This is a genomic window from Ruminococcus albus 7 = DSM 20455 (assembly GCF_000179635.2).
In the GTDB taxonomy this organism is placed as follows: domain Bacteria; phylum Bacillota; class Clostridia; order Oscillospirales; family Ruminococcaceae; genus Hominimerdicola; species Hominimerdicola alba.
The window spans coordinates 3551609-3573561 of sequence record NC_014833.1 but is presented as its reverse complement, the minus strand read 5'-3'; the positions used below and the strand labels follow the sequence as shown (position 1 = coordinate 3573561).

At 46.3% G+C, this 21953-nt stretch carries 21 protein-coding genes and 1 pseudogene; 6 read left to right on the top strand and 16 right to left on the bottom strand.

Annotated features, from left to right (window positions below):
* Position 1 precedes the first annotated feature (1 nt).
* The 4 genes from RUMAL_RS16145 to RUMAL_RS16130 are packed head-to-tail and all read left to right on the top strand — an operon-like array spanning position 2 to position 5063.
* Positions 2–631 (top strand): Yip1 family protein, encoded by a 630-nt coding sequence (locus RUMAL_RS16145; RefSeq protein ID WP_028504170.1) that lies wholly within the window; start codon positions 2–4, stop codon positions 629–631.
* 22 nt (positions 632–653) lie between these two features.
* Positions 654–3041, top strand: a complete 2388-nt coding sequence (locus RUMAL_RS16140) for a DUF5696 domain-containing protein (protein ID WP_013499752.1) — start codon at positions 654–656, stop codon at positions 3039–3041.
* Entirely contained in the window at positions 3041–4003 is a 963-nt protein-coding gene (locus RUMAL_RS16135) for a carbohydrate ABC transporter permease (RefSeq protein ID WP_013499751.1), read from the top strand. The genes RUMAL_RS16140 and RUMAL_RS16135 overlap by 1 nt, the downstream gene beginning before the upstream one ends.
* A gap of 13 nt (positions 4004–4016) precedes the next feature.
* Positions 4017–5063 (top strand): carbohydrate ABC transporter permease, encoded by a 1047-nt coding sequence (locus RUMAL_RS16130; RefSeq protein WP_013499750.1) that lies wholly within the window; start codon positions 4017–4019, stop codon positions 5061–5063.
* Positions 5064–5286: 223 nt separating this feature from the next.
* Here RUMAL_RS16130 and RUMAL_RS16125 read toward each other — a convergent pair whose 3' ends face one another.
* On the bottom strand, positions 5287–6564 hold the full coding sequence (locus tag RUMAL_RS16125; protein ID WP_013499749.1) for a CapA family protein: 1278 nt from the start codon (positions 6562–6564) through the stop codon (positions 5287–5289).
* Positions 6565–6992: 428 nt separating this feature from the next.
* Between RUMAL_RS16125 and adhE the strand changes: the two genes are divergently transcribed.
* Both adhE and RUMAL_RS16115 read left to right on the top strand, forming a co-directional pair.
* Positions 6993–9629, top strand: a complete 2637-nt coding sequence (adhE, locus tag RUMAL_RS16120) for a bifunctional acetaldehyde-CoA/alcohol dehydrogenase (protein ID WP_013499748.1) — start codon at positions 6993–6995, stop codon at positions 9627–9629.
* A 353-nt stretch (positions 9630–9982) separates the two neighbouring features.
* Positions 9983–10699: a tRNA1(Val) (adenine(37)-N6)-methyltransferase gene (locus RUMAL_RS16115; RefSeq protein ID WP_013499747.1), complete on the top strand. Its 717-nt coding sequence runs from the start codon at positions 9983–9985 to the stop codon at positions 10697–10699.
* A 154-nt stretch (positions 10700–10853) separates the two neighbouring features.
* Here RUMAL_RS16115 and RUMAL_RS16110 read toward each other — a convergent pair whose 3' ends face one another.
* The 15 genes and pseudogenes from RUMAL_RS16110 to RUMAL_RS16040 form a co-directional block, all read right to left on the bottom strand.
* Positions 10854–11180: a hypothetical protein gene (locus RUMAL_RS16110; RefSeq protein ID WP_013499746.1), complete on the bottom strand. Its 327-nt coding sequence runs from the start codon at positions 11178–11180 to the stop codon at positions 10854–10856.
* A gap of 198 nt (positions 11181–11378) precedes the next feature.
* A complete protein-coding gene (locus RUMAL_RS16105; RefSeq protein ID WP_013499745.1) occupies positions 11379–12380 on the bottom strand; it encodes a diacylglycerol/lipid kinase family protein in 1002 nt (333 codons plus the stop codon).
* 421 nt (positions 12381–12801) lie between these two features.
* Positions 12802–13716, bottom strand: a complete 915-nt coding sequence (locus RUMAL_RS16100; protein ID WP_013499744.1) for an NAD(P)/FAD-dependent oxidoreductase — start codon at positions 13714–13716, stop codon at positions 12802–12804.
* Positions 13717–13720: 4 nt separating this feature from the next.
* Positions 13721–14029 (bottom strand): thioredoxin, encoded by a 309-nt coding sequence (gene trxA, locus RUMAL_RS16095; RefSeq protein WP_013499743.1) that lies wholly within the window; start codon positions 14027–14029, stop codon positions 13721–13723.
* A 5-nt stretch (positions 14030–14034) separates the two neighbouring features.
* The gene (locus tag RUMAL_RS16090) at positions 14035–14484 is read right to left on the bottom strand and encodes a MarR family winged helix-turn-helix transcriptional regulator (protein ID WP_013499742.1); all 450 of its coding nucleotides are present in this window, start codon (positions 14482–14484) and stop codon (positions 14035–14037) included.
* Positions 14481–15020, bottom strand: coding sequence for a glutathione peroxidase (locus RUMAL_RS16085; protein WP_013499741.1), 540 nt, complete (start codon positions 15018–15020; stop codon positions 14481–14483). The genes RUMAL_RS16090 and RUMAL_RS16085 overlap by 4 nt, the downstream gene beginning before the upstream one ends.
* Before the next feature lie 237 nt (positions 15021–15257).
* The gene (gene nrdD / locus RUMAL_RS16080; protein WP_013499740.1) at positions 15258–15530 is read right to left on the bottom strand and encodes an anaerobic ribonucleoside-triphosphate reductase; all 273 of its coding nucleotides are present in this window, start codon (positions 15528–15530) and stop codon (positions 15258–15260) included.
* A 325-nt stretch (positions 15531–15855) separates the two neighbouring features.
* On the bottom strand, positions 15856–16452 hold the full coding sequence (locus RUMAL_RS16075; protein ID WP_013499739.1) for an HdeD family acid-resistance protein: 597 nt from the start codon (positions 16450–16452) through the stop codon (positions 15856–15858).
* Complete coding sequence (locus RUMAL_RS16070) at positions 16449–17096, bottom strand: V-type ATP synthase subunit D (protein WP_013499738.1); 648 nt, start codon at positions 17094–17096, stop codon at positions 16449–16451. Before RUMAL_RS16070 ends, RUMAL_RS16075 begins: the two co-directional genes overlap by 4 nt.
* 57 nt (positions 17097–17153) lie before the next feature.
* Positions 17154–17363, bottom strand: coding sequence for a hypothetical protein (locus tag RUMAL_RS16065; protein ID WP_013499737.1), 210 nt, complete (start codon positions 17361–17363; stop codon positions 17154–17156).
* A gap of 18 nt (positions 17364–17381) precedes the next feature.
* Positions 17382–18773 (bottom strand): annotated as a pseudogene (locus tag RUMAL_RS16060) (V-type ATP synthase subunit B).
* Position 18774: 1 nt separating this feature from the next.
* Entirely contained in the window at positions 18775–20529 is a 1755-nt protein-coding gene (locus RUMAL_RS16055) for a V-type ATP synthase subunit A (RefSeq protein WP_028504169.1), read from the bottom strand.
* Positions 20530–20580: 51 nt separating this feature from the next.
* Entirely contained in the window at positions 20581–21174 is a 594-nt protein-coding gene (locus RUMAL_RS16050) for a V-type ATP synthase subunit E (RefSeq protein ID WP_013499735.1), read from the bottom strand.
* 17 nt (positions 21175–21191) lie between these two features.
* Positions 21192–21500, bottom strand: coding sequence for a V-type ATP synthase subunit F (locus tag RUMAL_RS16045; protein ID WP_013499734.1), 309 nt, complete (start codon positions 21498–21500; stop codon positions 21192–21194).
* Between the two features lie 4 nt (positions 21501–21504).
* Positions 21505–21951 (bottom strand): ATP synthase subunit C, encoded by a 447-nt coding sequence (locus RUMAL_RS16040; RefSeq protein WP_013499733.1) that lies wholly within the window; start codon positions 21949–21951, stop codon positions 21505–21507.
* Positions 21952–21953: the final 2 nt, after the last annotated feature.

The following is a 21953-nucleotide window of genomic DNA, read 5'->3' as shown; positions in this document are numbered from 1 at the left end:
TATGTATGAATTTACACCTATAGGTTGGCTGAAGCATTGTATCTTCCACCCTGTTGAGGGTTTTGAAGATCTGAGATGGAAAAAGCAGGGTTCGGTGAAGATCTCAATGATCATCGTATTCATGCTGTTCGTGGCAATGGTCGCTTCAAGACAGCTGACCGGCTTTCAGTTCAACGGTAACTATGTAAAAGTATTCAATGTAGTCCCCCTGATAGTTCAGTCGGTGGTATACTACATAACCTGGTGCATCGGCAACTGGTCGATATGCACACTGCTGGAAGGCGAGGGCACATTCAGGAGGATATGCATATACTCCGCTTATTCTCTGGTACCATTCATCGGTTGCACACTTATAAGCGTGGTCCTCTCCAACTTCCTGGTACAGGAGGAAGCGATCTGGCTGAACGCCCTCTACTATCTGGGCTATGGCTGGTCGTTAGTTCTTATGATACAGGCAATGAGAGCCTGCCATCAGTATTCATTCGGCAAAACGCTCATATCAATGATCCTGACACTGATAGCTATGCTGCTGATACTGTTCCTGGCGATACTTCTGCTCTCACTGTTCCAGCAGGTTTACGTATTCTTCTATCAGATCTATACAGAGATCGCGTATAGGATCCGAGGCTAAATATAGAAACGGTGGTGTTAAAATGCATAACAAAAGTTATAAAAAAGCAATTGTCTTTGGATTGTGCCTTACTATGCTGATGCCTCTGGGTTCTATGGCTGTTACTTCGGCAGATGCCGAAGAGGATACTGCCGCGGTCGAAGATGCTGCAGTTGGCGCTGAAGAAACAGCTTCCGGCGATGAGGAAACTACGGGCAGCGAGGACGAGCTTCCCGAAAAGATTAGTGATGAGCAGGCTGCTGATATGGCAGAAAAGCTCAGCGAGAACGATAACTTCATTCTCTACGGTGACGAAAAGAATGAAAGACTCGGTCTTTACGTAAAGGAGAGCGGTACTTACTGGTGGACATCTCCTATCAACGTATTCTCCGAGGATCAGGTGGTCGATCCTGAAAAGGGCGTAATGATGAAGTCAAGTCTGAGAAAGCAGATAGCTTCAAGCTGCGCTATCAAGGTCGGTGACCTCAGACAGGAAAAAAGATCTGAGTCAGCTTCACCTGTATATTCCAACAAGGCAAAAACAAAGTGGAAGACCAACGATAAGGGTGCGGTCATCGAGTATAAGTACAACTCCGAAGGCGTTACGCTGAAGGTACATTACGAACTCTGTGATGACAGTCTGTACGTTTATGTCAATACTTCCGAGATAGAGGAGAAGAACACTTCTACCGTAGACGGAAAGATACTCACAAAACTCCAGCTCTGCCCCTACTTTGCAGCTGCACCTGCTGTGGATCATGATGGCAACCCTACAGAAGGCTATATGATCATACCCGACGGCAGCGGTGCTGTAATTAATTACAATAACGGCAAGGGAAATTATCCCGATTACGTTCAGCAGGTATATGGCAGAGATTATACCATGGTACCCTTACAGGCACCCAGAGTTACCGAGCAGGCTTATCTGCCGGTGATATCCACGGTAAGCGGCAGCAACGGCATAGTTGCAGTGGCTACTGACGGTGATTCCAATGTATATGCAAGGGCTCAGGTCAGCGGTCAGAACAAGCAGGTATACAACAGCTGCTATTTCGAGTTTGAAACACGTTCCTCCGATGCATTCTTCATGAGCGGCGTTGCCAACAAGCTGAATGTATTTGAGAAGGGCGATATCAAGACCGAGCGCTTCGGTATACACTATTATCCCGTAACAGGTAAGGACGGCGGTGAAGTAAACTATGCTGACTGCGCTGAGGTTTACAGAAACTACCTTATCAACGAGAAGGGTCTGAAGCAGCAGCAGGGTATGACCAATAAGCTGTATATGGATCTTTACGGCGGCGTGCTGAAGAGGACTTCAATACTGGGTCTGCCCTTCAATCTCAAAACCGAGATAACAGGCTTTGAGCAGGCAGGCGAGATAGTTGACGATCTCAAGGGCAAAGGCGTAAACAACTTCGCGGTAAACTACAATGACTGGACAAATGCAGCTATAAAGGATAAGATATCCACTAAGGCAAATCCTTCGGGCACACTTGGCGGAAACAAAAAGTTCACCGAGTTCCTCAACACCGATGGCGTTCAGGTATATCCTTCGATGAACAACTTCACAATGGACAGTTCATCTGCAGGTTACTGGACACTGACCAGCACAGCAATAAGAATATCCAACGCTTATTCAAGACAGTCATCCTACAGCCTGTCGTTCGGTGTAGCAAAGAAGGGCGTAGCACCTGCACTGCTTTCACCCAGCAAGTATTCAAAGACCTTTGAGGAAATGGTAAAGAGCTATCAGAAGAAGGGTATAGATAAAGCCGGATTTGGTTATATGTCCTCCAGACTGGTAGGCGATTATCCCAGAAAAGATCCCTATTCCAGAAACAGGACTATGAACCTGCTGGTAGATGAATACAAGAACGCAAGCAGTAAGATAGGCTCGCTAATGGCGGATGAGGCTAATGCTTATGTACTGCCGTATGTGAATACTGTATCCAACATACCTGTATCATCCAGCGGATACGTTATCACAGACTACGATATACCATTCTATCAGATGGTCATCCACGGCTATGTGCCTTACGCTTCAAGTCCTATAAACAAGAGTTCCAACACAGATGAAACATTCCTGCTGGCACTGGCTTCCGGTTCTCAGATCCATTACGACTTCACCTATGCTGACAGCGACGTGCTTCAGGATACCGAGTACAATGACCTGTACTATACCAACTACAGGGGCTGGACAGATGTTGCGGCAAATCAGTACAAGGCAGCAAAGAATCTGATCAGCGGTGTTGAGGATTATACCATAAGCAAGTATGAGATCAGCGAGGACGGAAATGTTCTCACAACGACATACTCCAAGGATGGTCAGAACGATGTTGTGGTAAAGATCGACAAGAAGAACGCTACCGCATCTGTTGACGGAAACAACGTCAGCATTGAAAAATGTATCGAAGGAGGTTTGAAATAATGAGCAAAAAGAATAATAAAGCAGTTCAGACTTCCGAGAGCGGTAATTCCGCAAATCAGAAAAAACACGTACTTTCGTATGAAAAGAGGAAGGGTCTTTACGGCTACGGCTTTATAGGACTCTGGGCGCTGGGTACGATATACTTCTTCATAGCACCCCTGATAATGTCGCTGGTTTATTCATTCAATGATACCCAGCCGGTTACCGGCGGTATGGATATGAAGTATATCGGCTGGAAAAACTACGTCAACGCTTTCCGTAAGGATCAGGAGTATACTCTGGCGCTGGTAGATATGCTTAAAAACACCGCGCTGAGAACTCCTCTGATAATCATTTTCTCGATATTCATAGCACTGGTACTCAACCAGAAGTTCAGGGGAAGGACATTTGCAAGAGCAGTATTCTTCCTGCCTGTTATAATCGCTACGGGTCCTGTTATGGATATCATCAACGGTAACATGAACACAGGCGGCTATTCCGGTGGTTCCGAGCAGTTCAGCACAATGTTCGAGGCTAATCTTGTTGATCAGCTCCTGAACTTCCTGGGTATCTATAATATCAGCGATAAGCTGTCAAATATAATCAATTCGCTGACAACAGATATCTTCAATCTGGTATGGAACTCGGGTATACAGATACTGCTGATACTGGCTGCACTCCAGGGCATCTCACCTGCTTCCAAGGAAGCAGCACAGATGGAGGGTGCTACTTCATGGGAATTCTTCTGGAAGATAACACTGCCTACCATAAGCCCCATGATACTCGCAAGCGTCGTTTATACAGTAGTTGACTCGTTCGTTGACCCCGGCAACAAGGTAATGACCATAGTTCTCAACAAGTCTACCAACTGGCAGCACGGCTATTCCGCTGCTATGGCATGGGCATACTTTGCTATAGTAGGAGGCTGTCTTGCTATAATAGTTGCGATACTGAACAAGGTCATCTACTATGAAGTAGAATAAAGGGGGGATAGAAGTGGCAACTATAAAAGAAGAAAAGCAGTTTGAAAAAGAACGTAGAGCTGCAAAAAAGGCTCGTGAGAGAAGAATGAAGGCGGATGGTCTTGAAAAATACCTTACTCCCGACCAGATAAAGTACAACAGAAGACAGAAGGCTATCAATTCCGTATGGCCTGTATTCAGATTCCTGATACTGTTCGGTCTGTGTTTTGTCATACTCTATCCGCTGATATTCATGCTTTCAACAGCGTTCAGACCTAACGAGCAGATGAACGATCCCTCTATTATATGGATCCCCAAGAACTTCACCATGCAGAACATAAAGGAATCATGGAAGGTAATGAAGTTTGAAAAGACACTTGTCAATACTATCATCCTTAATCTGGTGGCATCCGTACTGCAGGTGATCACCTGCTCGCTGACAGGCTACGGTTTCGCAAGATTCAAGTTCAAGGGCAAGAAGATACTGTTCGGTCTGGTGGTAATGATGATAATCGTACCTCCTCAGATTACTACGATACCGCTGTATATGCAGTATGCATATCCCCCGAAGATAATTGCCCGGATACTTACTCTCGGCAAAGCGACCAAACTTATAGACAGCCCCTGGACAATGTATCTGCCTGCACTTTTTGCAAACGGCATAAGAGCCGGTCTGTTCATCTTCATATTCCGTCAGTTCTTCAGAGGACTTCCCAAGGAACTTGAAGATGCGGCATATCTGGACGGCTGTTCACCCCTTTACACTTATGTAAAGATCATGATACCAAATGCAAAACAGTCCTTCCTGACAGTTTTCCTGTTCTCCATCGTGTGGTACTGGAACGACTACTATGTATCAAGTTCATTCTTCACCAACAACGATACTGTTGCACTGATGCTGAAGAACCTGAATAATACCCTTATAAAGGAACTGTTCAACAATCAATCGGTATCTGTACGTCAGATAATCGTATGGCTGGAAGCAGGCTGTCTGCTGTCCATAACTCCTATACTGGTAATGTATGTATTCCTGCAGAGGTACTTCGTAGAAGGTATCGAGAAATCGGGTCTTGCAAACTGATACCTGTTTATATGGATATGAAAATATCCCTCGAAGTACGTGCTTCGGGGGATATTTTGCAACATGGTTATTCCGCTGACACATCACAAAAAAGCGGTTTTACAGAATTTAGGTGCTTGGCGTATATCTTTCCCCACCGCAGGCGGAGGAAAGATATACAACGCTCAAGTTTACCACATTTCAGCTGGTGTACTAAAGTGATAGTCAGATTTTGCAATTCATATCATTCGTATGCTAGAAATTCCTCGGGAATGTAGTTTATATAGTTCTGAAGAACATCCCTGTTTACACCTGCCTGCTGATACATCATGTGGCGTGAAAGCATATCATCGGTGTAATCGCCATAGGGGTATACCGCACAGTTGTACCACATGGAATCCCAGCTTGTGCCTTCGTAGCGGGATATCACGGGGATAGCCTTTACATTCTCAAAGGTTATCTTTCCGCCGTTGTCGTAGTCCTTTACAACGTCAAGTTTCCCGAATATGCCGATTATCGACCTTCCGTACTGACCGTCGGGGTTATTGCCGTCGAACATGGTGGAGAAGAAATTTCCCAGACCGTAGTAGCAGAAAGCCTGACCGCCGTCCGGCTTGTCGAGATATCCGCAGGTGGAAAGGGCGTGTGCCTGAGTACCTATTATCAGGTCAGCACCCCATTCAACAAGCTTTGGAGTAAGTTCCAGCTGCATATCGTTCAGGTCATTAAGCACCTCTGTACCGTAGTGACAGGATACCACCACAACATCAGCCATTTTGTCGGCTTCCTCTATCTGGCGTCTGACAGTTTCCTCATCGGTCAGGTATACTACCTTTCCTGCATCGCCGTCACCGAGAAATATGCCGTTGGTGTGTTCCATGTACCCAAGGAATGCGAACGTAACACCGTTTACTTCCATAGTCCTTATGTTCTCGGAATCTGCTTCATCACGGTAAGCACCGTAATGCACGACTCCCTTTTTGTCCCAGTAGTCCAGAGAGGAGATAAGCCCGTCTGAGAACTTATCAAGCACATGGTTGTTGGACATGGAGATCACATTGAACCCAAGATCCACCACAGCATCACCTACCTCGGTAGGGCTGGAGAACATGGGGAATGTGGATGGCTCAAAAGCATCGTTTACCAGGGTCTCCTGGTTGAGTATGGATATATCCGTACCCTCTATAAGCTTTTTGCAGGGTGCGTAGCACTTTGAAAAATCGTAGCTTCCGTCATCCTGCAGGGCTTCGGCGTAGATGTTGTCATGGATAAGGTTGTCGCCTGCACAGGCGAGATGTACAACTGCTTTGCCGGACTTGTTTTCATCGTTCTTCTTTTTGCCAGCATAGGTCGTATCTGCTGAGGATACATCTTCTGAGGAAGGCACATCCTCCACTACGATCTTAGGAGAAGAGGTACTGCTGTTTTCATCTGTGGGCTTATTGTCCGTAACTGCAGACTTTCCACAGGAAGCTGTCAGCAAAGTGACGGCAAGAATTATGGGGACCGCTCTGATTTTCATTTTCTGATGCTCCTTTATATATTATTTTAATATCGGAAATATTATATCATTAAAAAAACGGTTTGTCATCTGTTATTCAGATATTTGTCAAAACAGCACAAGTACTGACGAGCGGTTTCATAATGTTTTTGTACAGTGATAATGTGGTGCAGATGGGAAATAATAAGTATGCCGAGAAAACAAAAAGTCGTTAAAAGAAGGACAAAGTCGGAATAGTGTGGTATTATTCCGAGCTGCAAAACAGCGGTCACATGACTTGCAGAACATTCAGAAAAAGTTCATAAATATAAGATAAAATGTGATTGACAAAAAAATAACAAACTGATATAATAAATATATCAAAAGGTGGATAAGGGTTGTGACCGCCCGTAAAAATCTGTTTTTGTGTAAGAGATCAACCTATATAAAATAGTTTGGAGGATAATATCATGGCTAAAACTACTGCTAAAAAGAACGAACCGATCTTCGTGGACAGCGTAGAAGCACTTTCTGCCAAGATAAAGGAGGTAAGAGCTGCGCAGGCTGAGTTTGCGACCTATACTCAGGAACAGGTCGATAAGATATTCAAGGCTGCTGCACTTGCTGCCAATAAGGCACGTCTGCCCCTTGCAAAAATGGCTGTTGAGGAAACAGGCATGGGTATTGTTGAGGACAAAGTCATCAAGAACAACTATGCTGCAGAGCATATCTATAATGCTTACAAGAATGTTCAGACCTGTGGTGTATTTGAAACTAACGAGGCTTACGGCACAACAAAGATCTATGAGCCTATCGGTCTGATAGCGGCTGTAATCCCTACTACAAACCCTACTTCTACAGCTATATTCAAGACACTTATCTCGCTGAAGACCAGGAACGGTATAATCATCAGCCCTCACCCCCGTGCAAAGAACTGCACCATCGCGGCTGCAAAGATAGTGCTTGATGCTGCTGTTGCTGCAGGCGCACCTGAAAATATCATCGGTTGGATAGATGTTCCCTCACTGGATATGACCAACCAGATAATGAGAGATTCCGACCTGATACTTGCAACAGGCGGCCCCGGAATGGTAAAGAGTGCTTATTCTTCAGGCACACCTGCACTGGGTGTCGGCGCGGGCAACGCATCTGCTATAATAGATGCTTCTGCTGATATCAAGGTAGCAGTAAGCTCCATTATACATTCCAAGACCTTCGATAACGGTATGATATGCGCTACCGAGCAGACACTTATCGTTGACAAGAAGATATACAAGGAAGTCAAGGCTGAGCTGAAAGCTCGCGGCTGTTATTTCCTTAACGATGAAGAGGCTGACAAGGTCAGACACACCATGATAATCAACGGCAGCCTTAATGCCAAGATCGTTGGTCAGAGACCTGTTACTATCGCTAAGCTCTGCGGTTTTGAAGTTCCCGAGGATGTTAAGGTGCTGATAGGCGAGGCTACAAGCACCGATCGTGAAGAGGCTTTCGGCCATGAAAAGCTGACTACCGTTCTCGGTATGTACAAGGCTGATAATTTCGATGATGCACTGGATAAGGCAGAAACTCTGCTGGAGAATAACGGCGGACTCGGCCATACCTCGGTACTGTGGATAGATAATGTCAACGAGCGCGAGAAGCTTCTGAAATTTGCAGAAAGACTCAAGACCAGCCGTCTTATCGTGAATACACCGTCTTCACTGGGCGGTATAGGTGACCTCTACAACTTCAATTTTGCACCTTCCCTGACACTGGGCTGCGGCTCATGGGGCGGAAACTCCGTCAGTGAGAACGTTGGTGTTAAGCACCTGCTGAATGTAAAGACAGTTGTTGAGAGGAGAGAGAATATGCTGTGGTTCAGAGCACCCGAAAAGGTATACTTCAAGAAAGGCTGTCTGCCTGTTGCCCTTGATGAGCTGAAAAACGTAATGGGCAAGAAGAAGGCATTCATCGTAACAGACCAGTTCCTGTACAAGAACGGCTATACCAAGCCTATAACCGACAAGCTGGATCAGATGGGTATCGCTCACAATGTATTCTTCGATGTTGCTCCCGATCCTTCTCTGGGCTGCGCACTTGAAGGCGTAAAGGCTATACGTGCATTCGAGCCTGACACCATTATCGCTATCGGCGGCGGTTCCGCTATGGACGCTGCAAAGATCATGTGGGTAATGTATGAGCACCCCGAGGCTGACTTCATGGATATGGCTATGCGTTTCATAGATATCCGCAAGAGAGTATACACCTTCCCGAAGATGGGCGAAAAGGCTTACTTCATTTGCATACCTACTTCTTCCGGTACAGGTTCCGAGGTCACACCTTTCGCAGTTATCACCGATGAAAAGACAGGTCACAAGTATCCTCTGGCAGACTATGCTCTGCTGCCTAACATGGCTATCGTTGATACCGACCTGATGATGAGCGCACCTAAGGGTCTGACAGCTGCTTCCGGTCTGGACTGCATGGTACATGACCTTGAAGCTCTGGCATCCGTAATGGCTACCGATTTCACCGACGGCATCGCGCTGCAGTCACTGAAAATAACATTTGAGAATCTGCCCGAGTGCGTAGACAACGGACAGACTGCATACAAGGCAAGAGAGAAGATGGCACACGCTGCTACCATGGCAGGTATGGCATTTGCGAACGCATTCCTTGGCATAGGTCACTCCCTCGCGCATAAGCTTGGTGCATACCACCACCTGCCTCACGGTATATGCTGCGCACTGGTAATAACCAATGTCATGAAGTTCAATGCTAACCCTGTTCCCACCAAGATGGGCACATTCTCTCAGTATGAGTATCCCAAGACTCTTGAAAAGTACGCTGATGTTGCACGTTCGCTGGGTCTGTTCGGCAAGGACGACAAGGCTTGCTTCAAGATGCTCTGCGATAAGGTAGAAGAACTGAAAGAGCGCGTAGGCTGCAAGAAGACCATAGCCGAGTACGGCATATCCGAGGAAGACTTCCTTGCTACTCTCGATAAGATGGCAGAGGACGCTTTCGACGATCAGTGCACAGGCGCTAACCCCAGATATCCTCTCATCGAAGAGCTGAAGGAGATCTACAAGGCTTGCTACTACGGCACCGAGTACAAGGGTTAATAAAACGATCCCAAGCCCGGCATCATAAGGCGGGTATCTGTACAGAACATTTGTGATCGTTATTGAGGGGAAAACCTTTTGAAAAAGGGCTATTCCTAAGTGTCAGCTTCGCTGATGCTGAACTCCTTTCTGAAAACTTTTAACTCTATTTGGCATGGGCAGACATTCTCTCAAAGAACAGAGAATGTCTGCTTTTTGCTGTGCCCTGCCAAATAGAAGTCTTTGGAAAGGTTTCCTCCGGTGGTTATCATAAATACTCTGTATAATTATCTGCATTATGATTAGGGGGATGATTTGACAGCGGGGCAAAAACATGGTATTATATTTCTATAATATCCTGAAAGGAAGATCCCATGCAGTATAATGACTTTTCTTTTGAATCCCTCGGTGACGGTATAGAGATATGTATATCAGATGAGCATCGCTTTGGTACTGATGCTTTTTTGCTGGCTGATTTTGCCGGTGCAAGACACAAGGATATCTGTGCAGACTTCTGTACGGGCAGCGGCATAATAGCACTGCTGCTGCATAAAAATTACCGTCCGAAGCTGACATATGCCCTTGAGATACAGGAAAAGGCTCATGAGCAGCTGAAAGTATCCCTAGAAAGATCAAAGATAGATGATATAGTACCCGTACTCGGTGACCTTAAAAACTGGCGTGCGCCAAAGCCAATAGACCTGATCACCTGCAATCCTCCATATAAGATCAACAACACGGGTGAAAAAAATGACAGCGAAGCTGTATCCATCGCGCGGCATGAGATGCTGTGTACCGTTGAGGATGTTTGCAGGGCTGCCAAAATGAATCTTAGATACGGCGGCAGGATCTGTATATGCAACCGCCCTGAAAGGCTATGCGATATAATGACAGCCATGCGATCGAATGGCATCGAACCCAAACGTATGCGGACGGTACATAAAAATCCCGATTGTGCGCCCTGGCTTATCCTCGTAGAGGGTCGTATGGGCGGCAATAACTTTATACAGATAGAAAAGCCACTGTATGTACGCTCCAAGGACGGAGGACTTTCTGAGGAGATGAACAGGATATATCACCTTGACGGCTGAACATGACAACAAAGCCCCCGGATGTTTAAGAAAGATACTCATATAGAAGTTTTGCCCCGAAGCACTTCATTGTATTTTATACAACTGCTAAGATAAATTAGAATTTGTGCGTGCCCGCACAGAACAGGATTCTCCCAATATTAAATTCTGAATATCATTCATCAGGAATCTCTATACTGTAATCTTCTTCGTTATAGCTATCAAGGTACAATCTGATCTCATTCTCAGATAGCCACTCTACGTTCCAGTATACCGTTTCAGAAAAGCCTGAGCCGTCATATTTAAAAATACATTCATCGTTGTAAAACACATCCGGACGGCTAACATAATCGACTTTAACTGTAACCGTTTTCTCTCCCGATGGAGATTCGCTTTTATATTCTTTCTCGTATTTTACATCGTTACAACCTACAAGATAAGTCATCATTGCTGCGGTAAAAACGATTATGAAATACTTGACAAGTCTGTTAGAAAATAGCATATAAATCCTTCTTTCTGATCTTATCATATCTATGAGAAAAAACGATATATTCCGATGTTAGTTACCATTATAGCACGTCATCTATGCACTGTCAATAGAAACGCCATAGTACTTCTGACTTTGCATCAGAAATACTATGGCATAAAACTTCTATATCAGCGCCGCCCTTATAACGTCCGGGGGCTGAATTATTTATAGTTATTCTTCTTCGTCGCTATCATGGGTCTTGAAGTACTCCTCAGCGGTAAGCTTCAGCAGATGTTCAGCGGGAGCCTGCATTCTAACGAACTCCTGCTCGGCAGCTATCTCATTGAAGCCTATTTTCAGGCGGATAGCCTGTTTCAGGTTGATTATATCAACTTCATCATGCACACCGCCCGATTCGCCGTCCAGCGCCCATGCGAGGGGCTGCTTGCTCTTTATTTTCAGATGAGATGTCTTGAATGTCACAAAGTTCGGACCTGTAAGCTTGTTTATGGCAGCCTCTGCAAGGATGCTGCTCAGCTCCAGTGCGTTGCTGGGGTTCTTAATAAGGCACACCTCAAACAGACCGTCATCGTAGCAAACACCGTCCTGTATGAAATTTTTCATACCTGCGATACTTTGTGAATTGGAAATAAGTCCCAGTGCAAAGCTGCCCTCTATCACTTCGCCGTCATGCTCTATGACAAGGTCATAACCCCTTATCGAGTTGACACGCCTGAGGGCTTCTGCGATATAAGCCACATGACCGAAACGGTTCTTGTACTCCTGTGGGGTCTCGTAGGATACTGCAGTGAATGCACCGAAGGCTGCCACGTATACAAAATGGGTATCTTCGTTGAACTGACCTATATCGTAATCGAAATACACACCCTTAGCGATAGCGTTAGCGCAGTCAACAGGCTTGTTTGGCAGACCCAGCGACATACCCACATCGTTTGTTGAGCCCGTAGGGATATATCCCAGCGGCACCTTTTTATCCAGTGAGAGCAGAGCGCTGACCGCTTCTGAGAGCGTACCGTCACCTCCGCTTGCCAGCACCAGGTCATAGCTGCTGCCGTCCTCCCTGATCTTTCGTCCGCCGTCACCCGGACACTGAGTAGGGTATACGGTCACATCATAGCCCTCTTTGGTAAAAATATCCACGATGCTGAAAAGTTCATTTTTTATCTGTCCCTTACCCGCCAGCGGGTTGAATACGAATAGCAGTTTTTTCATTTGTTCCTCCAAAAAATATATTTCTGTTAAGTGTTCCGGTATGTGAATATTTCTTTATGATTATCCCGATGACACACCACATTAATTAGTATTATATCGGTACTTGAAACACTTGGCGGTTATCCTTCCCCGCCGCAGGCGGGGGAGGATAACATCAACACGATGATTCATTGTTATATAGCACTTTGTAATGGGGTGCTATATGGATAACCATGTATTTCTTTTTATACCGGATGCATATTTCTTATATATTTTAATTTTATCACGCTGAAATATCCTTGTCAATAGCCTTTGAGATAAAAATGTGCTTTTCTCATTCATTATATACCCGGCAGATAAAAATAATGGGTCATGGTGAGGAACACTGCAAATAAAAACAGCGGATGCAGCCTTCTGCACCCGCCGTTTTGAGGAGGTATTGTTATGCCTTCTTATCGTTGAGATATTTTATCGCTGCGGTGGCTGCGGTAGCACCGTCTGCAGCAGCTGTTACAAGCTGGCGTACTTCCTTTACGCGGTTATCGCCTGCAACGAATATGCCGGGTGTCCTTGTAAGGCAGTTTTCGCCTGCGGCTGCATAGCCTTTTTCGTCAAGGTCAATGACAGATGCGAAATTCTGATTTTCGGGAACTCTGCCCACTGCCACGAAAAGTCCGCTGACGTTTATATCGCGCACACTGCCGTCGCGTGAAGTAACTTCGATGCTTTCAAGTGCGTTTTCGCCTTTCAGCTCGGTTATATCACTGTTCAGTATTATCTCGGCATTACTGCGCTCTTTCAGTCTATCAAACTCAGCCTCTGCTCCGCGGAAGCTGCCCAGCTTATGCACAAGGTAGACTTTCTCCGCGATATCTGTCAGATACAGCGCATCTTCAAGTGCTATCCTTGAGCCGCCTGCAACGGCAACTGTCTTGCCGCGGAAGAATGCGCCGTCACATACTGCGCAGTAGCTTACGCCTTTGCCTATAAGCTCGTCCTCGCGGGCTACGCCAAGCTTGCGCTTGTCCGAACCTGTTGCGATGATGACAGCACCTGCCTGATAGCTGGCTGAGGGAGTGTTCACCTGCTTGTAGCTGCCCTTATCCTCTATACCCACAGCCTTTTCAAATACGAATTCAGCGCCCAGTGCGGTAGCCTGTTCATAAAGCTTCATAGCGAAGTCGAAGCCTGAGATATTCGGGGCAGCAGGATAATTATCTATTTTGTGTGCGTTGATGATCTGTCCGCCGAATGCGGCTGCCTCAAGCAGCATCACGGTTTTGTTGGCGCGTCTTGCGTATATGGCAGCTGTCATACCTGCAGGACCTGCGCCTATTATTATGATATCATGAGCCATAATATCACCTCAGCATATCTTCGATAGCTTCCTTTCCGCGAAAGCCGATACTGCGCTTCTTTTCTGCACCGTCCTTGAATGCTATTATGCAGGGTATAGAGGATATACCGAACTGTGCAGCGAGCTCGCCTTCGTCGTCAACGTTGACGCTGACTACCTTGATATCATCTCTTGAAGCTGCGATCTCCTCCAGCAGGGGTGCGAGCATTCTGCAGGGACCGCACCAGTCTGCGTTAAAATCAACAAGAACGGGCTTGTCGGACTTCAGTACCACGTTTTCAAAATCTGCTGTTGTTACCTTTATTACTGCCATAACAGTCACTCCTTTTCTGTATCTTCGATATTTTTCAGTATCTTCATTATTAGTCCGCAGAAGGTAGCGCCTTCCTCGGGGGTCAGCCCTATGCAGCATTTCATCTGCTCGGGTACGGACAGTGCTTCATCTTTAAGAGCATCGCCCGTTTCTGTCAGTACGATGTTCAGGCTGCGCTCATCTGTCTCGCTGCGGGTACGTCTGATATAGCCCTTGCTTTCAAGCTTTTTCAGCAGGGGGGTCAGTGTGCTCGGATCGAGCATGAGTGCTGAACTCATCTGATTTACAGTGCAGCCGTCCTGTTCCCACAGGTACATCATGACAACGTATTGCGTATAAGTCAGCTCAAGTTTTTCCAGTATAGGTGTATACCTTCGTGTTACCTCCTTGGCACAGAGGTAAAGTGGATAGCAGAGCTGGTTCCTCAGCCGTATAGGATCGTATTTATCGCTCATATATATTTCTTGATCTCCTCTTCAAGGTCTTCGGGCTTTGTGGTAGGTGAATATCTGCCTACTACATTTCCCTGACGGTCAACTAAGAATTTAGTGAAATTCCACTTGATGTCGCCTTTATTTTTGCAGGTGGTGCTGAGTTTTTCAACGCCCTTCATTATGGTCTTGTTTTTCAGACCGTTCACGCTGTCCTCAGCCATCTCGGATTTCAGGAAAGTGTACAGCGAAAGTTCATTTTCACCGTTTACCTCTGACTTTGCAAATCTGGGGAACTTTGTGTCATACTTCATGGTGCAGAACTCGTGTATCTCATTGTCATCGCCGGGTGCCTGATGACCGAACTGGTCGCAGGGGATATCAAGTATCTCCAGACCCTTGTCACGGTAGTTCTCATACAGATCCTCCAGACCTTTATACTGCGGAGTAAAGCCGCAGCCGGTGGCTGTATTTACTATCAGCAAGACCTTGCCTTTCAGTTCCTCAAGACTATACTCGCTTCCATCTCTCATTTTCAGTTTGTTTTCATAGATCGACATAGTGCTTTCCTCCTTGGATATTATTTATTCAGGTTTTTGATTTTAGTTTGTATACCAATGTTTTGTGTACAAACTAAATATAGCACACTATCTACCAAAAGTCAATAGGGTTCATAAAATGTTTACAATTTTATTTTTCCCCGATATTTCATTAAAATACATACAGATACAAAAAAGCCGTTCCACGTTAACGGAACGGCTTTTGCCAATAAAAAACAAATAATAAAATTGAAGGTCTTAGCTGATGACACCGTGCTTGACTCTGTCCTCGACTTCACTGCGCTTAGCATCATTGAAGCGGTCAAGTGTGCCTACAAGGTATCCTGTTATTCTCCTTATCCTCTGGAAAGGAACAGCGGAGAAATGATAATCTACCTCAGCGTAATCACCGTCAAGTGAGATGTCTATCGAGTCGATAGCCTTACCGGGATAGAGGTCATGCGCTCTGGAGATATATGCCTGCTTTTCTTCTTCGGTAAGCTCGCCGTTCTTAACATTTACGTTTATCATGTTTCTTTCCTCTTTTCTTCATTATATTGTAGTACGTTTATTATCATATCACAAGATATTGTATTTGTCAAGTCTTTTACCACGGAAATTTGCACAATAACACGGTGTCTTTTTTGGCATAGTTTACGAATGCATATTCATATTTTTGTATGAACTGCTATGCGTTCTGCTGCGATACAGCGCTTTTCAGGGTTCTGCGGGCACATTGTTAAAAAATCCACGATTTGAAGATAGGCATATAGCGAAACACAATATATTGTGTTTCGCTATATATTGTACGCGGCACAGCACAAAAAAAGCAGTCCACGCGGGACTGCTTATCGTATCAGTCGATATCAATGAATTTCTGTCCGTCGCTGCGGCCATCCATTTTATAGGATCCTTCATCGGGCTTGTTTCTGCCTGTCAGCAGGCTTCCGCCTATATTAGTCAGACCCGATACCAGCAGGCATATACCCAGCAGCCTGAAAGTAACATCGGCAAGCAGCAGGGGATTGATCACCAGCAGTATGCCTGTCAGTGCAGTAAGTACAGCTGTCAGCATAGCCTTTGTCCAGCGGGGACTGTTATTATGCTTCAGCTGCATAGCGCCTTGTATATTTGTGATACCGCTTATCAGCATATATGCACCGAATACGAAGGCTATGACCTTCGGGATAAAATCCGGTCTTACCATTATGAATACGCCTGATATCACCAGTATAACACCGCTAACAAGCCCACTAGCGTTCTCGGGATCGGTATTTGCGCGTATAAAGTAATTTATCAGCGATGCAGCTCCCATAGCGGCGATCAAACCGCCTACTACAAGTCCTACCACTCTAGTGAATATGTTCGGATCAATGATCAGTGCGATACCCATTACTATACAGAATATGGAAAGCACTGCAAAACCGCTGAATGCTTTTTTTAGTTTGTTCAATGTCGTTCCTCCGTGTTGTTCTCGTTTTCCTTTTTAAGTTTTACCGCCTTTATCACCTTCATACGCGAGAATTCTTCTCTGTCTTTTTCTTCCAGAGAATCCGCGATGAACTTTACAGTATCGGTATAGCGCGGTATTATGATATTCTGCAGAGCATTTGCTCTGCGCTGAGTTTTCTTTATTGCCACAGAAAGTCTGTATATGCTGTTCTCAACTTCTGCCAGTGTCACAGTAAGTTTCTTGACTTTTTCAAATGCGATGAACGCTCTGTCAAGCTGTGAATCTGTACGTGAGAACCCATAGCAGACCTCGCGGGGCGTTTCGTGGAAAATGACCTTAGGCAGTTCCACACCCATAACAGTCTTGGAGGAAAGTTCAATACCATCCTCTACGGGCATACACTCCGCATAGGGGGTTATAACACCCATTGACATATTAGCCAGTTTCAGCATCTCATAGGCTTCCTTATAGGTATCTTCTATGGAGCTTCTGAGTTCCTTGGCTTTTTCGACCAGCGTCATTATCTCACGTATAAGGATATTGCGCTTTCTGTCGAGAAGTTCATAGCCCAGTGCCGCAAGCTGGAGATTTTTCTTAGTTGCTATGAGGTTACCCTTCGTGGGGAACACCTGCTGTACAGCCAAAGCTTTTTCACTCCTTTCGGAAATAAGAAACGAGATACTCGCTTACTTTATGATAACTCAGTATTTAACTATAAGTACGATATTCAGCAATACGGCCAGTATACCGACCACAGTGACAATAGTACCTACTTTGCGATACTTGCTTATATCAGCTTCACTGCCCTCACTGCCCTTTTTAAGGTATTTTTCGGGCTTAATAAGCATACCGACTCCTAAAATGACTGCTGCGACAGCAAAAGCCATTTTTATGATCTCATATGATGACATACAGATCCTCCTTCAAGGTTACTGGGTAAACGCATTCTCAGGGTCATAGAACTTGTTCAGGTGTTCATCATCAACTCTGTCAAGTTCTGTTCTCGGCAGTGACGAAAGCAGTTTCCAGCCGAGGTCAAGAGTCTCTTCTATTGAACGGTTCGTTTCAAATCCCTGGTCTATAAAATGTGCTTCAAACAGTTCACCGAATCTGAGGTATGCCTTATCGGTGGCAGTAAGTTCTTCCTCACCGATAACGGAAGCCAGCTAACGCGCATCCTGTACCTTAGCATAAGCCGCAAACAGCTGGTTAGCGCACATTTGGTGGTCTTCACGGGTATAGCCCTCGCCTATGCCGTCTTTCATAAGTCTTGAAAGGCTGGGCAGTATGGCAACGCCCGGATATACGCCTGTAGCATCAAGGTTTCTGTCCAGTACTATCTGACCCTCGGTTATATATCCCGTAAGGTCGGGGACAGGGTGGGTGATATCGTCATTAGGCATGGTGAGTATGGGTATCTGTGTAACAGAACCGTTTGCACCCTTTACGATGCCTGCCCTTTCATAGATAGAAGCAAGGTCGGAATAAAGGTATCCCGGATAGCCCTTTCTTCCCGGTATCTCACCCTTTGAGGATGAGAACTCACGGAGTGCTTCCGCGTATGAAGTCATATCTGTCAGTATGACGAGGATATGCATATTCTTCTTGAATGCCAGATACTCAGCGCAGGTAAGTGCGCATCTGGGAGTAAGTATACGCTCGATGATAGGGTCGTTTGAAAGGTTCAGGAACATGGCAACTCTCTGCAGAACGCCTGTTTCCTCGAAGCTTCTGCGGAAATAGTCAGCAACGTCATTGGTAACGCCCATAGCACCGAATACTACCGCGAAATCCTGACCTGCTTCATCAGCTATCTTAGCCTGACGTACTATCTGTACAGCCAGTTTGTTGTGTGAAAGTCCCGAGCCTGAGAATATAGGCAGCTTCTGACCTCTTATCAGGGTCATAAGTGCGTCTATAGACGATATACCTGTATTTATATAGTTCCTGGGGTATACACGGGATACGGGGTTAAGCGGTTCGCCGTTGATATCGCGGCTCTCCTCTGCAACTATATCGCCAAGACCGTCAATAGGCTTGCCTGCACCGTTGAAGATACGTCCCAGCATCTCGTCCGAAAGGGGGAGTTCCATGGGTCTGCCCTCAAAGCTTGTGGTGGTATTTTTCAGTGAGAGCCCTTTGGTGCCCTCGAATACCTGCAGTACTGCCTTATCCTCGTATACCTCAACAACACGCGCCAGACGGTGGGTGCCGTTGTCCAGCTCGATATCGGCTATCTCGTCATAGCTTACGTTCTTACATTTGTCAAGAACTACCAGAGGTCCGTTTATCTCGCTGAGACCGATATATTTAATATTCAACTCAGACCACCTCCGCGTTCTTGTACCATTCGTTCATATCCCTCTCGTAGTCATCGAACATACCAAGCTTGTCATTGGGGATATCGTACTTTATCTTTATGAGCTTGTCAGCCCAGCCGTTTGACATTATCCTGTCGATAGCAACGCCCTTTGCCAGTGCCTCCTTTGAAAGATCAAAGAAGCGCAGTATAGCCTTCATCATGCGGTACTGCTTTTCAAGGGGTACATAGGTATCGTCCTTGTGGTAAGCGTTCTGCTGGAGGAATCCTACTCTGACTACTCTTGCTGCTTCTATCAGCAGCTTCTGATCGTCGGGGAGTACATCCGTACCCATCAGCTTTACTATCTCCATCAGGCTGTTTTCCTCAACAAGGATATTTGATATCTGCTGTCTTACCTCCATGAAATCCGGGGCGACGTTGTTTTTGTAGTAAGCGGAGAGATCGTCGATATACTCCGAATAGCTGGTGTTCCAGTTTATGGCAGGATAATGTCTTGCATAGGCAAGTGCCTTATCCAGTGCCCAGAAACATCTTACGAAACGCTTGGTGTTCTGTGTTACAGGCTCGGAGAAATCCGAACCCTGGGGAGATACCGCACCGATTATGGTAACAGAGCCCTCAGAACCGCCAAGGGTCTTTACATAGCCTGCTCTCTCATAGAATTCCGATATACGGGAGGGCAGATAAGCAGGGAAGCCTTCCTCAGCGGGCATTTCTTCCAGACGACCCGATATCTCACGCAGTGCCTCAGCCCAACGTGAAGTCGAATCCGCCATTATTGCTATATGATAGCCCATATCCCTGTAATACTCTGCCAGAGTGATACCTGTGTATATGGAAGCCTCTCTTGCCGCAACAGGCATATTCGAGGTGTTTGCTATCATGGTAGTTCTGTCTGTCAGGGGACGCTGTGTCTTTGGGTCTATCAGTTCGCTGAATTCCTCAAGTACCTGAGTCATCTCGTTGCCGCGCTCGCCGCAGCCAACGTATACGATTATATCCGCATCGCACCATTTTGCTATCTGGTGCTGGTTCATGGTCTTGCCTGTACCGAATCCTCCCGGGATAGCGGCAGTGCCGCCCTTAGCCACGGGTACTACCGTATCTATTATACGCTGACCTGTTATCAGCGGTCTTGACATAGGCATTCTTTCAGCGCAGGGACGTGGAGTCCTTATAGGCCATTTCTGGCAGAGGGTAAGTTCTTCTTCTCTGCCGTATTCATCATGCAGCCTTACTACCACATCGTTAACGTTATACTTGCCCGTAACAGCCGTCCATACGACCTTTCCGCCCTTTGAAAAAGGCGAGAGCATACACTTGTGTGTTATAAGCGCTGTTTCGGGGCAGGTGGCATATATCTCGCCGGGACGAAGTATATCGCCTCTCTTAACCGTCACCGTAACATCGAACTTGCGCTTGGGGTCAAGCGCAGGAACGTTCGCACCCTCGGATATGAACGCACCGCTTATTTCTTCCAGCTTTTTCAGCGGTCTTTCGATACCGTCGAACATATTGTCAAGTATACCTGGGCCCAGTGTTGCAGCCATAGGCGCACCGGTGCCGTAAACAGGCTCTCCCGGTTTAAGACCCGTAGTAGTTTCGTATACCTGCAGGGTAGTTTCCTTTGCGCTGACACGAATGACCTCACCGATCAGACGCTTTTCGCCCACGAATACCATTTCCTGCATGGCAAAGCTCTTGGTATCGCGGACCGTAACGACAGGTCCGTTGACCGAATATATCTTATCCATTGTTTCCGTACTCATTTTATTCACGCCCTTTATGTGGACTCTGCCAATAGTTTACATATCAAAAACAAGCCCTGCTTTTCCTGCAAAGCCGCTCTTCTGTCTGTCAAATTCATTATCGAAAGTGCAGTCAAGAGCAAGATTGTCCTCGGGGAATACCACCATGATGCCCCCAAGCAGTATGTTCCCGCTCTCGCATACAGTGAACCTGCCGCCGCAGGTAAGCTTGGCAGCGTATTTCATATCAGCTGCCGCTACGCGCACTTCGCCCCTTTTGCCGGGATAAGCAGCTGCGCACTCCTCTGCCCGTTTTACAAGCAGTCTTTCATAAGCGGCGCTCTCCCTGAAAGCTTCCAGCTTTTCGCGCACGTTGGAGAACACCTTGTCGACGACCTCCTGTCTTGCGTTCAGCAGCTTTCTGCGCAGTTCCAGCCGTCCTGCTGACTCGGTGCGCTGTGAAGTTTCTTTATATTCCTTTTCAGCTTTAGCTCTGCTCTCGCTGACGAATTTTCTGGCCTCAGCCTCAGCCTGCGCCAGTATACCGCTGCAATGCTGCTCGGTCTCCTTTATTATCTCGTCAGCCTTTGCGGCAGCTTCATTGAATACTGCCTGCTTGAATTTTTCCAGCTTTTGTGTCTGATCTGTCATTGTATCCTCCGATCGATCTACAGCTTGATGCCAACAGCCTCAGCCAGATACTTTGATATAGTATCGGAGATGTTTGCCGTGGCGTGTCTGTCAGGTATCTCGACTATAAGCGGTTCAGCGCGTGTGAGCTTGTAGTTCATGACCTTTTCGGGGCACTGCTTCAGTGCTATCTCGGTCATAAGTATTATGCCCACGTCCTTCATCGCCATAGCTTCGTCCAGCGCCGCGGAGACCTCCTGCGTACCATGTACGACTTTTCCCTCTATGCCCGCCAGACGCATACCCATAAGGGTATCTATGTTATCGCTGAGCAAATAGAACTTCATGATCTTAGCCGCCGATGTTAGAGATTATCAGTATGGATATCAGCAGACCGTACAGCGCGATACCTTCACCCAGTACGACGAAGATCAGAGCCTTAACGAAGTTCTTGGGATCCTCGGAAGTAGCACCGATAGCGGCAGGTGCGCCCGAACCAACGGCGATACCAGATCCTATACATGAAAGACCAACGGAAAGACCTGCAGCCAGATAACCGAGACCTGCACCTGTTGTGAGTGCTTCCTTGACGGTAGAGCCTTCAGATGCCGCAAATGCTACCAGATCGGTGAAAGGCACTATCATACCCACCAGCATGATGCCTGCAAATGTGCAGAGATTACCGATGAAAGCTGCTTTTGCAGACTTTTCGCCTGTCTTTATCTTCTTAGCCATAAGTATAAAAGGTACTGTCAGCAGTACTACAGCTGCCAGGGGCAGCAACATGATTTTAAGCATAA

What these genes read in the sequence shown, in the direction of transcription:
- RUMAL_RS16145 (WP_028504170.1), top strand. Translation starts at nt 2, where the DNA reads ATGTATGAATTTACACCTATAGGTTGGCTGAAGCATTGTATCTTCCAC.
- RUMAL_RS16140 (WP_013499752.1), top strand. Translation starts at nt 654, where the DNA reads ATGCATAACAAAAGTTATAAAAAAGCAATTGTCTTTGGATTGTGCCTT.
- RUMAL_RS16135 (WP_013499751.1), top strand. Translation starts at nt 3,041, where the DNA reads ATGAGCAAAAAGAATAATAAAGCAGTTCAGACTTCCGAGAGCGGTAAT.
- RUMAL_RS16125 (WP_013499749.1), bottom strand. Translation starts at nt 6,564, where the DNA reads ATGAAAATCAGAGCGGTCCCCATAATTCTTGCCGTCACTTTGCTGACA.
- adhE (WP_013499748.1), top strand. Translation starts at nt 6,993, where the DNA reads ATGGCTAAAACTACTGCTAAAAAGAACGAACCGATCTTCGTGGACAGC.
- RUMAL_RS16115 (WP_013499747.1), top strand. Translation starts at nt 9,983, where the DNA reads ATGCAGTATAATGACTTTTCTTTTGAATCCCTCGGTGACGGTATAGAG.
- RUMAL_RS16110 (WP_013499746.1), bottom strand. Translation starts at nt 11,180, where the DNA reads ATGCTATTTTCTAACAGACTTGTCAAGTATTTCATAATCGTTTTTACC.
- RUMAL_RS16105 (WP_013499745.1), bottom strand. Translation starts at nt 12,380, where the DNA reads ATGAAAAAACTGCTATTCGTATTCAACCCGCTGGCGGGTAAGGGACAG.
- RUMAL_RS16100 (WP_013499744.1), bottom strand. Translation starts at nt 13,716, where the DNA reads ATGGCTCATGATATCATAATAATAGGCGCAGGTCCTGCAGGTATGACA.
- trxA (WP_013499743.1), bottom strand. Translation starts at nt 14,029, where the DNA reads ATGGCAGTAATAAAGGTAACAACAGCAGATTTTGAAAACGTGGTACTG.
- RUMAL_RS16090 (WP_013499742.1), bottom strand. Translation starts at nt 14,484, where the DNA reads ATGAGCGATAAATACGATCCTATACGGCTGAGGAACCAGCTCTGCTAT.
- RUMAL_RS16085 (WP_013499741.1), bottom strand. Translation starts at nt 15,020, where the DNA reads ATGTCGATCTATGAAAACAAACTGAAAATGAGAGATGGAAGCGAGTAT.
- nrdD (WP_013499740.1), bottom strand. Translation starts at nt 15,530, where the DNA reads ATGATAAACGTAAATGTTAAGAACGGCGAGCTTACCGAAGAAGAAAAG.
- RUMAL_RS16065 (WP_013499737.1), bottom strand. Translation starts at nt 17,363, where the DNA reads ATGTCATCATATGAGATCATAAAAATGGCTTTTGCTGTCGCAGCAGTC.
- RUMAL_RS16055 (WP_028504169.1), bottom strand. Translation starts at nt 20,529, where the DNA reads ATGGATAAGATATATTCGGTCAACGGACCTGTCGTTACGGTCCGCGAT.
- RUMAL_RS16050 (WP_013499735.1), bottom strand. Translation starts at nt 21,174, where the DNA reads ATGACAGATCAGACACAAAAGCTGGAAAAATTCAAGCAGGCAGTATTC.
- RUMAL_RS16045 (WP_013499734.1), bottom strand. Translation starts at nt 21,500, where the DNA reads ATGAAGTTCTATTTGCTCAGCGATAACATAGATACCCTTATGGGTATG.
- RUMAL_RS16040 (WP_013499733.1), bottom strand. Translation starts at nt 21,951, where the DNA reads ATGCTTAAAATCATGTTGCTGCCCCTGGCAGCTGTAGTACTGCTGACA.